Genomic DNA, 15,653 nt, shown 5'->3' on the forward strand with positions numbered 1-15,653 from the left:
GTGCGCGCCCGGATGGCGGTTCCCGCAGGGCACCGGGATAGAATCGGCCGGCGCCGCGGACGGTCCGGATGCGGGACCGGCTCAGGTCTCGTCCGTCGTCGGAACGGCGCGACCGGGGTTCGAACCCCGGCCGCGCAAGGCGGTCACCGGCGCCGCAGCGCGCCGGCGACGGTCGGCCGGTCAGGCCAGCCAGACATATTCGGCGAAGGCGTAGCCCATCATGCCGCCGAGCGGATTGGCCTTGAGGCCCTGCAGCTTGGACGAGATCGCATCGACGTTGGAGATGTAGACCGGGATCGCCGTGCCAGCTTCCTCGGCCACCATGACCTGCATCTCGCCGTAGATCTGCTTGCGCTTGGCCTCGTCGAGCGAGCCGCGCGCCTCGATCAGCATGCGGTCGAACTTCTCCGACTTGTACTGGCTCTCGTTCCACGGCGCCGACGAGGCGTAGAGCAGCGAGAACAGGATGTCGGGGGTCGGCCGCGGGTTGATGTTGCCGAAATGGACCGGCGCCTTCAACCAGTAGTTCGACCAGTAGCCGTCCGAGGGGACGCGCTTCAGATCGAACTTCATGCCGATCGCCTGGCCGGCGGACTGCACGATGGTCGCCATGTCGACCGACGAGGAGGCCGCGTCGGAGCAGACGATCGGGATTTCCTGACCGATCAGGCCGGCCTTCTGGAAGTGGAACTTGGCCTTCTCGGGATCGAACGCCTTCGGCTTCAGGCTGGCATTGTGGTAGCGGTTCGCCGGCGAGACCGGCTGGTCGTTGGCGATCTCGGCGAGGCCGCGCAGTGCGGATTTCTGGATCGCCTCGCGGTTGATCAGATACTTCATGCCGGCGACGAAGTCGGCCTTGTCGCCCGGCGTCATGTCGAGGCGCATGTTCAGGTTGGTGTAGTTGCCGGCGGTGGTCTTGGACAGGACCACGCCCGGCTGGCCTTCGACCAGGCGGATGTTGCGCGGGTTGATCGAGGCCGCGAGCTGGATGTCGCCGGCGAGCAGCGCGTTGATGCGCGCGGCGTCGTCCGGAATGGCGAAGAACTCGAAGCTGTCGAGATGAACGACGCCGGACTTGAAGTAGTTCTTGTTCTTCACGCCGATCGAACGGACGCCCGGCTCGAAGTTCTCGCACACGAAGGCGCCGGTGCCGTTCGCCTTGGCGAAGGTGGTGGTGCCGTCGGCGATGATCATGAAGTGATGCAGCGACAGGATGGTCGGCAGATCGCCGTTGGACTCGGCCAGCGTGATCTCGACGGTCAGATCGTCGACCGCCTTGAAGCCGGTCATCTGCTTGGCGATCGCGTTGACCTTCGAACCGGTCGCCGGGTCGAGATGGCGCTTCAGCGAATAGATCACGTCGGCGGACGAGAGGGTCTTGCCGGAATGGAAGGTGACGCCCTTGCGCAGTTTGACGGTCCAGACCTTGCCGTCCTTGGAGTCGATGCTCTCGGCGAGCTCCATCTGCGGCACGCCGGTCTCGTCCAGGAAGGTGAGACGGTTGTAGAAGGCGCAGCAGCGGACATAGTCGGTCGACAGCGAGGCCTTGGCCGGGTCGAGCGTGTCGGCGGTGGAGGACGACCAGCCGGCCGCCTTCAGGGTGCCGCCGGAAACCGGGGTCGCCGCCAGCGCCGAGGTGGCGCGGCCGATGACCAGGCCGCCCGCGGCCGCGGTGAGGCCGCCGGCCATCAGCATCTTGATGAGATCGCGGCGGGTCGCGCCGTGGCGAAGCGCGTGCTCGACCATGGCGTCGTCGGACTTGGTCCAGTGGGATGCGAACTTGTCGGTCACGACGTTCCCCTTTCGTGGTTCCGCGGGCGGATGCCCACCGTTCGATCGGATTTGCGCGATCCGGCTGATCAGGCCGGCAGGCTGGCCTCGACGGCATCGGCCAGGGCCGCCATCGAGGTGAAATGGAAGTCGGGCTCGGTGAAGCGCTCGGGCTCGATCGTGCCGCCGTAGCCGGGCTGGGCGTGACGGCGCTCGATCCAGCAGTTGGTCATGCCGAGGCGGCGCGAGATGCCGATGTCGTGATACTGGCTCTGCGCCACGTGCAGGATCTGGTCCGGCGTGGCGCCCTCGCTCTCGACGAAGCGGAAGACGTGGCGGAAGAATTCCGGATCGGGCTTCTCTGTGCCGGTATCGTCGACCGTGAAACCGGCATGGAACGGGTTGCCCAGGGTCCGGGCGAAATGCTCGAAGGCCCAGCGCTGCGCGTTGGTCATGGCGATCAGGCGGTAGTGCCGGGCCAGCCGGGCGAGCGCCGCGGCGCTGTCCGGGAAGGCCGACCAGGTCGCAGCCCCGTCACGCAGCCGCGCGCCGAATTCCTCACCGGCGGGAAGGCCGAGCTTCGGGGCGATGACGCCGTAGACGCGGGCGAGATCGTCGGGGAAGCGCTGCGCCTCCGGCATGTAGCGGGCCGCCCGGTAAAGCGCCAGCGCGGCCTCGCCGTCGACCGCGACGCCCGCCTCCCGGCCGATCTCGGCGAGCGTACCGGTGATGCCGCCCTCGAAGTCGATCAGGGTGCCGACCACGTCGAAGGTCAGGTACCGGAAATCGGCGAAACTCTTGGACACCCGGGGACCTCCTGGCGATGGCCGGCTGGAGCGGATTTCTTCCGATCGCGCCCTCAGGAGTTTCCCCAAGGGACGTGCGCCTTATCCGCTGAATGCGCGAAGCGGTTCGGCACAAAATTTCGAATCGCGCGGCATTCCAACATATCGGCCGAAATGCCGGCCGAAGCGCCGCGACCGGCTCACGCCATGGCGGCGCGCACGTCCGGATCCTCGAGCGTCTGATCGAGCGTGCGGCGGGTCCGTTCGACCATGGCGTCGATCTCCGCCAGGGTGGCGCAGAGCGGCGGCGCGAAGCCGATCGCGCCGTTGCCGAAGGCGCGGATGACCAGCCCGTTGGCCCAGGCGCGGTCGAAGATGCGGCGCGCCGGCTCGCTGGCCGCCGGCAGGGGCGTGCGGGCGGCCTTGTCGACCACCAGTTCGACCGCCGCCAGCATGCCGCGGCCGCGCACGTCGCCGACCAGCGGGTGATCGGCGAGGCTGGCGAGCCCCTCCATCAGCCGGCGACCGGATTTGCGGCCGTTTTCCAGGACGCCGGCCTCGTAGAGCCGCAGCACTTCGAGCCCCACGGCGGCGCTGACCGGGTGGGCCGAATAGGTGTAGCCGTGCCCGACGGCGGCCGCGCCCGCCCCGTCCGCGATGGTGTCGTAGACGTGGTTGGTCATGAACACCGCGCCCATCGGCACGTAGCCGGAGGTCAGACCCTTGGCGACGGTCATCAGGTCCGGAACGATGCCCTCGTCCGCGCAGGCGAAGAGCGGGCCGGTGCGGCCGAAGCCGGTGATCACCTCGTCGGCGACGAACAGGATGTCGAGCGCGCGGCAGGCCTCGCGCATCGCCTTCATCCAGCCGTCCGGCGGCACCAGTACGCCGCCGGAACCCTGGATCGGCTCGGCATAGAAGGCCGCGACCCGCTCCGGCCCGCCGATCTCGGCGACCTTGGCGTGCAGCTGCGCCACCGAGGCGGCGATGACGGCCTGCGGATCGGAGCCGACCGGATTGCGGTAGAGATAGTGCGACGGAATTTTATGCTGCCAGTCATACGGCAGCCCGAAGCCGGCATGGAAGGCCGGCAGCGCGGTCAGGCCGGCGCCGACGGTCGAGGAGCCGTGGTAGCCCTGCTCCAGCGAGATGAACTGGTCCTTCTCCGGCTTGCCGCGGGCGCGCTGGTAGTAGCGCACGAAGCGCACCGTGGAATCGACCGCGTCCGATCCGCCGAGCGTGAAATAGACATGGTCGAGATCGCCCGGGGTGCGCTCGGCGAGTTCGGCGGCGAGCCGGATGGCCGGCTCCGAACCGAGGCTGAAATAGCCGGTCGCATAGGAGAGTTCGCGCATCTGATGCGCGGCGGCTTCGACCACGCTCTCGACGCCGTAGCCGAGATTGACGCACCAGAGGCCGGCGAAGCCGTCGAGCAGCTGCTGGCCGGCGCCATCGGTGACGGTCGCACCGCGCGCCGAGCGCAGCACGCGCACGCCGGCCTTCTCGTGGCCGCGATAGGAGGCGACCGGGTGGATCAGATGGGCGCGGTCGAGTTCGACCAGGGAATTGCTGAGCATGGCGAAACTCCGGTTCAACCGAGGGCCTGGCTGGCCAGGGCATAGGTCTTCACGGCCGGCCCGGCCGGCGCAGGTCCGTTGTCGGCGGGCGTGTTCCCGCTGCGGATCATCGGGATGCCGTCGCCGGCCTTGGCCAGGCCGCGGGATTCGAGAAAGGCGGACAAGGCCGCCGGATCGGGCGTGTCGACGCGCAGGAAGGCGCCGGGGCGGTTCGCGATCACGAAATCGATCAGCGCCATGGCGCCTTGCGGGTCCGGCGCGACGACCGGACCGATCACCTCGCCGCGGCCGAAGGCGCGCAAGGCCGCGAAGCCGGTGACCGCGCCGCCGCCGTCGGTCAGGACGGCGAAGCGGCCCAATCCAGCAAGGCGCTCGAGGAGCGGACGGCGCTCCATGCCCGAGGCGACCCGGTCGAGCGCCGCGAGCGCGTCGAGATCGGGCGTCTCCGCCCAGGCGACAGGGTCGGGCACCGGCGGCAGCCCGGACGGGATGCCCTGGTGCTGGTGGATCATGCCGGTGGGCCGGAAGCCGAGCTTTTCGTAGAGCGGCAGGCCGTCGGCGGTGGCGGTCAGGCGGGTCACCCGCGGTCCCGCCGCCGCCAGGACCCGCTCCATCAGCGCCCGGCCGAGCCCGCGTCCGCGCATCGCCTCGGCGACGATCACCATGTTGATCGTCGCGGCCGGCCCGAACGGGGTGACGAAGGCGGTGCCGACGACCCGCTCGCCGTCGAGCGCGGCGACGCCGTGGCTCAGGTCCATGACCAGCGCCCAGTCCTCGCGCCGATGCGGCCAGCGCGCCTCGACGGAGAGCCTGTGGGCGCCGTCCAGATGCGGTTCGGCGAAGTCCTGGAATGCGATCGGGGTATCGGCCATCGGCGGGTCCGGCAGGAGGAGGGGTTGCCTCCTTGGTAGCCCGGCCGGCGTGGCGTTTCCGGTCGAGCTTTCCGGTCCGGCGACATCTTCGGCCGTCCGCCGGACGCGGCACCGCAGTTTATTTCGGACGCGCCGGCCGCAGTCCGGCGAGCCCGGTCGGGGACGGCGATCCGTCTCGCGGCCGGGTCGCAACTCTCTGCCGAGCCCCGGCGACCATTCGGCAGGATGTGCTTTCCTCCGGCCCGACTGCGGCGCGGGCGCATGGGCGCGGGCTCCTATGATGGCGTGGACATCCCGCCATCGGCCCCAAGGACCCCGTCATGAGCCGCTTCCGCCCGAAATACGTGACCTTCGACTGCCACGGCACGCTGATCTTCTACCAGATGGCCGATGCCGCCCGGGCGATCTACGGCGCCACGCTGGACGAGGCCCGCATGACCGCCTTCATCCGCGATTTCTCGGCCTATCGGCTCGACGAGATCCTGGGCGCCTGGAAGCCCTATGCGGAGGTGGTGCACAACGCGGTCGAGCGGACCTGCCGCAAGAATGGCGTCGCGTTCCGGGCCGAGGATGCCGCCTGGATCTACGAGCAGGTGCCGACCTGGGGTCCGCATCCGGACGTGCCGGCCGGCCTCGCCAAGGTGGCCAAGGAGATCCCGCTGGTGATCCTGTCCAATGCCATGAACGCGCAGATCCCGCACAATGTCGCCAAGCTCGGCGCGCCGTTCCACGCCGTCTACACGGCCGAGCAGGCGCAGGCCTACAAGCCGCGCTTCCAGGCCTTCGAATACATGTTCGACATGCTCGGCTGCGGCCCGGAGGACGTGCTGCACTGCTCGTCTTCGTTCCGCTACGATCTGATGTCGGCGCACGATCTCGGCATCAAGAACAAGGTCTGGGTCAATCGCGGCCACGAGCCGGCCAATCCCTATTATGGCTATGTCGAGATCGCCGACATTTCCGGCCTGCCCGCCGTCGTCGGCCTGTGAGATCCGCCCGATGAAGCTCCTCTCCTACTGGCATGACACAGCCCCGGCCTTCACCGGCGGGGCCGACGGTCCGGTCGAAGGCCGCTACGACGTGGCCGTGGTGGGCGGGGGCTTCACGGGCCTCGCCGCCGCCCGTCAGCTCGCGATGGGCGGCGCCCGCGTGGCGCTCCTGGAGGCGAATACGGTCGGCTCCGGCGCCTCCGGGCGCAATGGCGGCCATCTCAACAACGGCATCGCGCACAGCTACGTCGCCGCCAAGGCGCATCTCGGCGCCGAGCGCGCGCATGCCCTCTACCGCGCCTTCGACGCCTCGGTCGACCGGATCGAGGCGATCGTGGCCGAGGAAGGCATCGACTGCGCCTTCCGCCGCGCCGGCAAGCTGAAGCTCGCCTCCAAGCCGAAGCATGTCGCCGGGCTCCGGGCCAATTTCGAGGTCATCCACCGCGAGGTCGACCCCGACACCGCGTTCCTGTCCAAGGCCGATCTCGCCCATGAGGTCGGCACCGACGCCTTCCACGGCGCCATGCTGTCGAAGAAGAGCGGCATGATGCATATGGGCCGCTACGCCGTCGGCCTCGCCGAAGCCGCCCGGCGGCGCGGCGCGGTCCTGTTCGAGCAGGCGCCGGTGACGGCACGCCGGACCGTCGACGGGATGACCGAGCTGACCACCCCGCGCGGCACGCTCACCGCGCGCGACGTGTTCGTGGCGACCGGCGCCTACACGTCCGGGCCGTTCGGCTGGTTCAAGCGCCGGCTGGTCAATGTCGGCAGCTTCATCGTGGCGACGCGGCCGCTCACGGCAGCGGAAGTCGCGGCGGTGCTGCCGGGCAACCGGACCTGCGTCAACTCGATGAATGTCGGCAACTATTTCCGCCTGGCGCCCGACAACCGGCTGATCTGGGGCGGCCGCGCCCGCTTCACGGCCTTTTCCGATCAGCGCTCCGACGCCAAGAGCGGCGCGGTCCTGAAGGCGAGCCTGGCGACGATCTTCCCGCAACTGGCCCATGTCGAGCTCGACTATTGCTGGGGCGGCCTGGTCGACATGACGCAGGATCGCTTTCCCCGCGCGGGCCGCGCCGACGGCGTCTGGTACGCCATGGGCTATTCGGGCCACGGCGCGCAGATGTCGACCGAGATGGGCATCCGCATCGCCGACGCCATCCTGGGCCGGCCCGATACCAACCCGCTCGCCGGGCTCGACTGGCCGGCCATTCCGGGCCATCTCGGCCAGCCCTGGTTCCTGCCGCTGGTCGGCCTCTGGTACAAGACCCTCGACCGCTTCCAGTGACGTCCGATGCGAGGGCGCGCCGCAGGCCTGCCCTTGCATCTTGTCGGCTCAACCGACCGGATCAGCCGAGCGCGGCCAGCACCGCGGCGGTGATCTCGCCGGTCTTCTCGCGGCCCTGGACGGTGCCGATGCCGCGTGCCGTGGTCGCCGAGATGGCCGCCATGATCGCGTCCGCGGCCGCCTGCTCGCCGAGATGCTCCAGCATCATGGCGCCGGACCAGATCGCCGCGATCGGGTTGGCGATGCCGAGATGGGCGATGTCGGGCGCCGAGCCGTGCACCGGCTCGAACATCGACGGGGCGCTCAGGTCCGGCACCAGATTGGCGGAGGCCGCATAGCCGAGGCCGCCCTGGATGGCCGCGCCGAGATCGGTCAGGATGTCGCCGAACAGGTTGGAGGCGACCACCACGTCGAGGCTTTCGGGCGCCATCACCATGCGCGCCGCCATGGCGTCGATATGGTAGCTGGTCACCGTCACATCGGGATATTCGGGCGCCAGCGCCTCGGTGATCTCGTCCCAGAACACCATCGAGTATTTCTGCGCGTTGGACTTGGTCACGGAGGCGAGCCGGCCGGTGCGGCGGCGCGCCTGCTCGAAGCCGAAGCGCAGGATGCGCTCGACGCCCTTGCGGGTGAAGACCGAGGTCTCGACCGCGACCTCGTCCGGCCCGCCGCGATGTACCCGGCCGCCGGCGCCGGCATATTCGCCTTCGGTATTCTCGCGGATGCACAGAATGTCGAACTCGGTCTTGCGCAGCGGGCCGACCACGCCCGGCAGCAGGCGGTGCGGCCGGACATTGGCATATTGCACGAAGGCCTTGCGGATCGGCAGCAGGAGGCCGTGCAGGGAGACGTTGTCGGGCACCTGGGCGGGCCAGCCGACGGCGCCGAGCAGGATCGAATCGAAGCCGCGCAGCGTGGCGATGCCGTCGTCCGGCATCATCGCGCCCGTCTCCTTGTAGTGGGCGCAGGACCACGGAAAGGCGGTCCCCTCCAGTCCGAATCCGGCACCGCGCGCGGCCCGTTCCAGCACCTGCCAGGCCGCGTCGGTGACATCGCGGCCGATGCCGTCGCCCGGAACGAGCGCAATGCGATAGCTCTTCATGGTCGCCTTCCTCCCTGCCTCGATGATGGACCGTCCGCCCGCCCGCGCGATCGCGGCCGGTTCGGCCCGGTCCTATAGCCCGATCAGCACGCTCTTTTCCCGCCGGTTGGCCCGGTAGGCGTCGCGGCCGAGATCCTTGCCGATCCCGGAACTCTTGAACCCGCCGGTCGGCAGGATGTGGTCGCGCGAGCGGCCGTATCGGTTGACCCAGACCGTGCCGGCCTGCAGCCGGCGGCTCGCCCGCACGGCGCGTGCCAGATCGCGCGTGAAGACCCCGGCGGCCAGACCATAGGTCGGGTGATCGGCCATCGCATAGGCCTCCTCCTCGTCGCGGAAGGGCTCCACGGTCAGGACCGGGCCGAAGATCTCCTCCGTCACCGCCGGCGAGCCGGCATCGACGCCCTCGATCAGGGTCGGCGCAAAGAAATAGCCCGGCCGGTCCATGCGGGCGCCGCCGGTCCGGCAGGTCGCGCCGCGCGCCACCGTGGCATCGACGAGGCTACCGATGCGGGCGATCTGGCGTTCCGAGATGATCGGGCTGTAGCCGCTCGCCGCGTCCCAGGTCGGTCCCGGCCGGACGGACCGCATGGCCGCCGCGATCCCGTCCGCAACCGCCTCGGCGACGCTCGCCTCGACGATCAGCCGGGTGCCGGCGACGCAGGCCTGACCGGCATTGGCCAGGATGCTGCGCGCGATGGCGGCGATCGTCCTGTCGAGATCGGCATCGGCGAACACGACCTGCGGGCTCTTGCCGCCGAGTTCCAGCGTCATCGGCTTCACGCCGGTCCGCGCCACATTGGCCATGATCGCCGACCCGGCGCCGGTCGAGCCGGTGAAGCTGACCTTGGCGATGCCCGGATGGCCGGTGATGGCGGTGCCGGTGACCGGTCCGTCGCCGAGCACGACATTGATCAGACCGGCCGGAAGGCCCGCCTCGACCGACAGTTCGGCCATGCGGACGGTGGCGAAGGGGGTCATCTCGGAGGGCTTCAGCACGACCGCATTGCCGGCGGCGAGCGCCGGGCCGAGCTTCCAGGCGGCCATGGAGAGCGGGAAGTTCCAGGGCGTGATGGCGCCGACGACGCCATAGGGCTCGCTGGCGATCAGGCCGAGGCTGTCGTCGCCGGTCGGCACCAGATCGCCGCCCTCCTTGTCGGCGAATTCCGCGAAGAAGCGGATCTGCTCGGCCGAGATCGGAATGTCGCCGGCCATCAGCTCGGCGATCGGGCGCGTCGAAGCGACCGCTTCGAGCCGGGCCAGTTCGACGGCGTGGCGCTCGATCAGGTCGGCCCAGCGATGCAGCGCGTTGGTCCGCTCGCGCGGCCGCGCCCGGCCCCAGCCGCTGGCCGCCAGGGCGGACTGGGCCGCCGCGACGGCGCGGTCGACCAAATCCGGACCGGCGATCGGACAGGCCGCGAAGGATACGGCGTCGGACGGGCGTTTCAGGTCGAGGCCGTCGGTGGCGGCGATCCGCTCGCCGCCGATGAAATGGGCGGGCCGACAGGCGATCAGGTCGGGATCGAAGCTGAGCGTCACGGGCGGTTTCCGGATCGGGAGGGAGGCCCCACCATGACCGGCCCGCCGCGGCAGTTTCCGCCGAGGCGTCAGGCGTTGCCGGCGCCCCGATCCTTTTTCGGGGCCCGGCGCAGCGCATTGTTCCGAGGCAGGCCTCAGCCGACCACGACCCAGATCTTGCGCACGGTCTCGATCGTCTTCCAGGTGCCGACGAAGCCGGGCTTCAGAACGAAGCTGTCGCCGGCCCGGAAGGTGCGGGTCTCGCCGCCGTCCTCGGCGATCTCCACCAGGCCGGACAGGATGTGGCAGAACTCGAAATTCTCGCCCTTGATCGAACGATACTCGCCCGGGCTCGCCTCCCAGACGCCGGTGCGCACCTGACCGTCGCGCGCCTCGTCCTGCTGCCAGGTCAGGAAGGCCGGATCGCCGGCGACGAGGCGTTCGGGCTGGGCCTTGGAGGCGACCGGTTCGAAGGTCGGATTGGGCGTGATCGGCTTCAGCAGGGACATGGAAATCTCCGAGTGTCGGGAAGGGCTTCCTATCAGTAACCGCGGCGGCGGTCGACGAGGCCGATGGGGTCCAGACCCGCTTCGTGGCGGCGGATATTCTCGATCACAGCCCGGGCGGCACCGTCCGGCTGCGTGAAGCTGGCGACATGCGGGGTCAGGATCACCTTTGGGTGGCGCCAGAGCGGATGATCGGCCGGCAGCGGCTCCGGATCGGTCACGTCGATGACCGCGCCCGACAGGTGATCGCGGTCGAGCGCCTCGATCAGCGCGGTCTGGTCGAGCTGCGGGCCGCGGCCGGCATGGACCAGGCCGGCGCCGGGGGCGAGCGCGGCGAAGAGCTTCGCGTCGAGGATGCCGGTCGTCTCGGCGGTCAGCGGCAGCAGGCAGACCAGGATGTCGGTCTCCGGCAGCATCCGGGCGAGCCCCTCGGGGCCGGCGTGGCAGGCGACGCCCTCGATCGTCTGGGCGGACCGGCTCCATCCGGCGAGCGGGAAGCCGAACGGCTTCAGCCTGTCGAGCACCGCGCGGCCGAGCAGGCCGAGACCGAGCACCGAGACGCGCCGCTCGGACGCCGGCCGCACGGCACGGTGGCGCCAGACCGCATCGCGCTGCTGGCCGAGATAGCCGGCGAGGTCGCGATGCAGGGCGAGCACGCCCAGGCTGGCATATTCCTGCATCATGCGGACGATGCCGTCCTCGACCATGCGCACCACGCGCACATGGGCCGGCACGTCGTCGACGTTGAACTGGTCGACGCCGGCCCCGATCGAGAACAGGATCTCCAGATTGACATAGCGCGGCAGGTCCGGCGGCAGCGTCCAGGTGATCAGGTAGCGGACCTCCTCGGGCGGGACGGCGTCGTCCGGCACGGCGAAGCGCAGGCCGGGCAGCGCCTCGGCGAAGCGGGCGGCGAAGATGCGCGCCCGCACCGCGTCGGAATTGAACAGGAAGGTCATGGCGGGGCCTCCGCGGACGGCGTCGCGACGGGATGGACGGGGGAGACGGTCAGGCGGCGAAATCCAGGCACAGCCGCTCGATCAGGGCCCGGGCGGCTTCGAGTTCGGCGCGCTCGATATATTCGTTCGCCTTGTGGGCGCGCGCGATGTCGCCGGGGCCGCAGACGATCGCGTCGATGCCGGCCGCCTGGAACAGACCTGCCTCGGTGCCGTAGCTGACGGCCGCGATCGGTGTCTGTCCGGTCAGCGCGGCGAGACGCCGGGCGATGTCCGCGTCGCGCGGCAGGGCGAGGCCTGGATAGTCGGCGATCCAGTCCCACGCGGTGGTGAAGCCGCGCGCCTCCAGCCCGGCCAGTGCGGCCCGCACCGGCTCGAGCAGGGCCGCCGGCAAGACGCCCGGCACGGCGCGCGCCTCGAGTTCCGCCCGGCAGGTGGCCGGGATGACGTTGAGCGCCTCGCCACCTGCGACGATGCCGATCTGGACCGTCGACCAGGGCGGGGCGAAATCGGTGTCGAGCGGACCGACCTTGCAGACCGCCTCCGACGCCAGCGCGAACGCCAGCACCTCCGTCATGGCATGGACGGCATTGAGCGCGAGGTCCGGCCGCGAGGAATGGCCGGACCGGCCGTGGATCGTGATGCGTGCCGCCGCCTTGCCCTTGTGGCCGAGGATCGGCACCAGACCGCTCGGCTCGCCGATCACGGCCGCCGCCGGCGTGGCGCACAGGTCCGGCAGCCGCGCGATCATGTGCGGCACGCCGCGGCAGCCCGCCTCCTCGTCATACGAGAAGGCGAGATGGATCGGCCGTTGCAGGTCGCGACCGGCGAGGCCGCGCATCGCCGCGATCGCCGCAGCCAGGAAGCCCTTCATGTCGCTGGTGCCGCGGCCGACCAGGCGGTCGCCCTCCGCGGTCAGGCGGAACGGATCGGATCGCCAGTCCGGCTCCCCGGCCGGGACCACGTCGGTATGGCCGGACAGGATCAGGCCGGGCCGGTCGGCGGGGCCGAGCGTGGCGAACAGGTTGGCGCGGTCGCCCTCGGGACCGGGCAGCACGGTGACGCGCGCGCCGGTTCCGTCCAGGAGGTCGGCGACGAGATCGACGACGGCGGCGTTGGGCCGGCCGACCACGGACGGAACCGCGATCAGCCGCGCCAGGATGTCTTCGACCGTCATACCCGCTCCCGCCTCGTTGCGCGCCGCCAGTCTATGCGTGGCGCAACCTTTCGCACGCCGTTTGCCGGCCCGGATCCGGTGCACGATGCCGAAATGCCGGGCAAAGACGGTGCATTCTGTCGTCGGCTTGCGGTACCACTTTCCATGGCGCCGTGTCCTCGCTGGGAGGCGCGCGGCAACGGAGGCCGCCGGGTGGAACCGAACGTCACCTTCACCCTCGACGCATTCGAACTGACGCTGACCGACATCGCGGCGGTCGACCTCGAGGCGCTGCACGCGCTGTCGATCGGAGTCGGCTGGCCGCACCGTGCAAGCGACTGGCAGATGCTGCGCGATCTCGGCCAGGGCCTGGCCGCCGTCGACGAGATCGGCCGGGTGGTCGGTTCGGTGATGTGGATGCACTACGGCCCGGACGCGACCATGATCGGCATGATGATCACCTCGCCGCGGCTGCAGGAGCTGGGCGCCGGGCGGTGGCTGATGAGCGAGGCGATGCGGCGCAACGAGGGCCGTCGTCTGGCGCTGACCGCAACCCGCGTGGCTCGCCGCCTCTACCGATCGCTCGACTTCGTCCACGAACGCCCGATCCACCAATGCCAGGGCGAAGCCCTCGCGCCGCCCGATCTGCCGACCCCGGACGGCGCCACGATCCGGCCGATCGGCCCGGACGATCTGGGCGCGGTTGTCGCCCTCGACCGGTCGGCGACCGGCATGGATCGCGCGCCGATGCTGGCGCGCCTGCTCGACGAGGCCGAAGGCACGATGCTCATCCGCGACGGCCAGCCGGCGGCCTTTGCGCTGTGCCGGCGCTTCGGGCGCGGCCATGTGATCGGACCCGTCGTGGCAGCCGGCGATGCCGACGCGATCGCGGTCGCGGCGCCGCATGCCGCCGCCCATGTGGGCCAGTTCCTGCGCTGCGACACGCCCGAGGCCGAGGGCGACTTCTTCGCCTTCCTGATGCGCTGCGGCCTGGCCGACCACGACATCGTCACCTCGATGGGGATCGGCCGCGAACCCTATCGCGGTGTCCGGCCGGACGGACCGCGCCGCTACGCCCTGGCGAGCCAGGCCCTCGGCTGAGGGCGAGCGGGGACGACCCGCGGCCCGCAGCAAATCCGGCCGGCCGGGGACGGCAAATCGCAACAATCCGCTGTCGCCTCCACGCCTTCGGCACGCGGCACCGCGTTCACAGCCCTAACCTCGCTCCGTCCGGCATCCGCCGGACCCGTCGATCCTCCGGGTGCCGCCCGCGAGCGATGCGAGGCAGGAGGTTTCGGCATGTCTCCCCCGGTCACCCCCGTCGCCAGCGCCGAGCGCCTGCCCGCCCGTTCCGAGGTCGTCGTGCTCGGCGGCGGTATCGGCGGCATCGCGACGGCCTTCGAACTGGCCCGGCGCGGCGTTCAGGTGACGGTCGTCGAGAAGGGCGTGGTCTCCGGCGAGCAGTCGAGCCGGAACTGGGGCTGGTGCCGGCAGCAGAACCGCGATCTGCGGGAGTTGCCGCTCGCCCAGGTCGGCCTCAAGCTGTGGCGCGAGATGAACGCCCTGACCGGCGAGGAGACCGGCTTCCGCGAGAAGGGTCTCGTCTACGCCACCACCAGCGCGAGCGACATCGCCACCTGGGAAGCCTGGGGCCGGGCGGCGCGGGATCACGGCGTCGACACCCGCATGCTGACCGCCGACGAGGTTTCCGAGCGACTGCCCGGCAATGCCGGCCGCTGGATCGGCGGCGTCCATTCGCCGACCGACGGTCATGCCGAGCCGGGGCTGGCGGTGCCGGCCATGGCCCGCGCCGCCCAGCGCCTCGGCGCCGTCATCGTCCAGAATTGCGCCGCGCGCGGCTTCGAGACCACCGGCGGGCGGGTGTCGGCGGTCGTCACGGAGCGCGGGCGGATCGCCTGCGCGGCGCTGGTCGTGGCCGGCGGCGTCTGGACCGGCATGTTCCTGCGCCATCACGGGATCAAGTTCCTGCAGGCCTCCGTCAAGTCGACCAGCTTCGCGACCATGCCCGCCGCGGCGGTGATCGAGGGCGGGCTGTCGATGGAGAATGTCTCGCTGCGGCGCCGGCTCGACGGCGGCTATACGGTCGGGCTGAACGGGCAGGGCCAGTGGCAGGCCTCGCCCTGGGGCCTGCTGCAGGCGCGCGCCTTCTGGCGTACCTTCCTGGCGCGGCGCCGGAACCTGACCTACGGCATCAGCCGACAGTTTCTCGACGGACCGGAATCCTTCGCCCGCTGGACGGCCGACACGGTCTCGCCCTTCGAGCGCAACCGCGTGCTCGATCCCGCGCCCGACGCCCATCTGGTCGCGCGCGGCCTGGAGCGGATCGGCCGGCTCTACCCGGCGCTTGCCGGTCTGAAGCCGGCCTTCGCCTGGGGCGGCATGGTCGACATGACGCCGGATGCGATCCCGGTCGTGTCTCCGATCGGCCGCCAGCCGGGCCTCTATGTCTGCTCCGGCTTCAGCGCCCATGGCTTCGGCATCGGCCCCGGCGCCGGCCTGCTGATGGCCGACCTCGTCACCGGCGCGCGGCCGGTCGTCGACCCGCAGCCGTTCCGCTACGAGCGTATGGTCGACGGCACCGATTTCGGCCAACCGGGGATGATCTGATGACCGATGGCAGGCCGGCGGCGGGACCGGGTGATGTCTTCCCGCGCCTCTTCGAGGTGGAGCGCGGCGACGGCTACCGCCTCTCCACCGATCCGGCGCGGATCGACGTTGATGCCGTCCACGACTTCCTCGCCAACCAGTCCTATTGGGCCCGCGGCATGCCGCGCGCGCAGCTCGAGCGCGGCCTCGCCCATTCGCTGCTGATCGGCATTTATGCCCCGGACGGCACCATGGCGGCCTTCGCGCGGGTGCTGACCGACTATGCGGTCTTCGCCTATCTGCGCGATGTCTTCACCCAGCCGGCGCATCGCGGCCGCGGCCTCGCCAGCTGGCTTGCCGCCGAAATCCGCAACCATCCGGATCTCGCCACCGTCGGCACCTGGACGCTGGCCACCGCCGACGCCCATGCGGTCTACGAGCGCGCCGGCTATCGCCGGCCGCCCGATCCCGAACGCTTCATGACCTGGACCCGGCCGCGCGACGCCGCGCCACCCGAAAAGGATTGA

Annotated in this window: 14 protein-coding genes; 5 read left to right on the forward strand and 9 right to left on the reverse strand. The window is 70.5% G+C overall.

Features of this window, described 5'->3' with window-relative positions:
- Window positions 1-180: 180 nt before the first annotated feature.
- From ABB55_RS17435 to ABB55_RS17450, 4 genes are all read right to left on the reverse strand, one after another.
- On the reverse strand, window positions 181-1,746 hold the full coding sequence (locus tag ABB55_RS17435; protein ID WP_394367216.1) for an ABC transporter substrate-binding protein: 1,566 nt from the start codon (window positions 1,744-1,746) through the stop codon (window positions 181-183).
- A 113-nt stretch (window positions 1,747-1,859) separates the two neighbouring features.
- Window positions 1,860-2,576 carry an HAD-IA family hydrolase gene (locus ABB55_RS17440; protein ID WP_054359937.1) on the reverse strand — a complete coding sequence of 239 codons (717 nt, stop codon included), beginning with the start codon at window positions 2,574-2,576 and terminating at the stop codon, window positions 1,860-1,862.
- 179 nt (window positions 2,577-2,755) lie between these two features.
- Window positions 2,756-4,132, reverse strand: coding sequence for an aspartate aminotransferase family protein (locus ABB55_RS17445; RefSeq protein WP_054359938.1), 1,377 nt, complete (start codon window positions 4,130-4,132; stop codon window positions 2,756-2,758).
- A 14-nt stretch (window positions 4,133-4,146) separates the two neighbouring features.
- Window positions 4,147-5,004 carry a GNAT family N-acetyltransferase gene (locus ABB55_RS17450; RefSeq protein WP_054359939.1) on the reverse strand — a complete coding sequence of 286 codons (858 nt, stop codon included), beginning with the start codon at window positions 5,002-5,004 and terminating at the stop codon, window positions 4,147-4,149.
- A 320-nt stretch (window positions 5,005-5,324) separates the two neighbouring features.
- On the opposite strand from ABB55_RS17450, the gene ABB55_RS17455 reads away from it, so the two are divergent.
- Both ABB55_RS17455 and ABB55_RS17460 read left to right on the forward strand, forming a co-directional pair.
- Entirely contained in the window at window positions 5,325-5,993 is a 669-nt protein-coding gene (locus tag ABB55_RS17455; RefSeq protein ID WP_054359940.1) for a haloacid dehalogenase type II, read from the forward strand.
- A gap of 10 nt (window positions 5,994-6,003) precedes the next feature.
- Entirely contained in the window at window positions 6,004-7,281 is a 1,278-nt protein-coding gene (locus tag ABB55_RS17460; protein ID WP_054359941.1) for an NAD(P)/FAD-dependent oxidoreductase, read from the forward strand.
- Window positions 7,282-7,342: 61 nt separating this feature from the next.
- On the opposite strand, the gene ABB55_RS17465 is transcribed toward ABB55_RS17460, so the two are convergent.
- The 5 genes from ABB55_RS17465 to argE all read right to left on the reverse strand — a co-directional run bounded on the left by ABB55_RS17465 (window position 7,343) and on the right by argE (window position 12,540).
- On the reverse strand, window positions 7,343-8,386 hold the full coding sequence (locus tag ABB55_RS17465) for a tartrate dehydrogenase (RefSeq protein ID WP_054359942.1): 1,044 nt from the start codon (window positions 8,384-8,386) through the stop codon (window positions 7,343-7,345).
- Window positions 8,387-8,458: 72 nt separating this feature from the next.
- Window positions 8,459-9,922, reverse strand: a complete 1,464-nt coding sequence (locus tag ABB55_RS17470; RefSeq protein WP_054359943.1) for an aldehyde dehydrogenase family protein — start codon at window positions 9,920-9,922, stop codon at window positions 8,459-8,461.
- Window positions 9,923-10,056: 134 nt separating this feature from the next.
- Window positions 10,057-10,410 carry a cupin domain-containing protein gene (locus ABB55_RS17475; protein ID WP_054359944.1) on the reverse strand — a complete coding sequence of 118 codons (354 nt, stop codon included), beginning with the start codon at window positions 10,408-10,410 and terminating at the stop codon, window positions 10,057-10,059.
- Window positions 10,411-10,442: 32 nt separating this feature from the next.
- Window positions 10,443-11,366: a 2-hydroxyacid dehydrogenase gene (locus tag ABB55_RS17480; RefSeq protein ID WP_054359945.1), complete on the reverse strand. Its 924-nt coding sequence runs from the start codon at window positions 11,364-11,366 to the stop codon at window positions 10,443-10,445.
- Window positions 11,367-11,415: 49 nt separating this feature from the next.
- A complete protein-coding gene (gene argE, locus ABB55_RS17485; RefSeq protein WP_054359946.1) occupies window positions 11,416-12,540 on the reverse strand; it encodes an acetylornithine deacetylase in 1,125 nt (374 codons plus the stop codon).
- A 192-nt stretch (window positions 12,541-12,732) separates the two neighbouring features.
- Between argE and ABB55_RS17490 the strand changes: the two genes are divergently transcribed.
- The 3 genes from ABB55_RS17490 (at window position 12,733) to ABB55_RS17500 (ending at window position 15,653) form a co-directional block, all read left to right on the forward strand.
- Complete coding sequence (locus tag ABB55_RS17490) at window positions 12,733-13,620, forward strand: GNAT family N-acetyltransferase (RefSeq protein WP_054359947.1); 888 nt, start codon at window positions 12,733-12,735, stop codon at window positions 13,618-13,620.
- 198 nt (window positions 13,621-13,818) lie between these two features.
- Entirely contained in the window at window positions 13,819-15,147 is a 1,329-nt protein-coding gene (locus ABB55_RS17495; RefSeq protein ID WP_054359948.1) for an NAD(P)/FAD-dependent oxidoreductase, read from the forward strand.
- Window positions 15,147-15,653 (forward strand): GNAT family N-acetyltransferase, encoded by a 507-nt coding sequence (locus ABB55_RS17500; protein WP_054359949.1) that lies wholly within the window; start codon window positions 15,147-15,149, stop codon window positions 15,651-15,653. The genes ABB55_RS17495 and ABB55_RS17500 overlap by 1 nt, the downstream gene beginning before the upstream one ends.

The sequence above is a fragment of the Prosthecodimorpha hirschii genome (assembly GCF_001305515.1).
GTDB classification, from domain to species: Bacteria; Pseudomonadota; Alphaproteobacteria; order Rhizobiales; family Ancalomicrobiaceae; genus Prosthecodimorpha; species Prosthecodimorpha hirschii.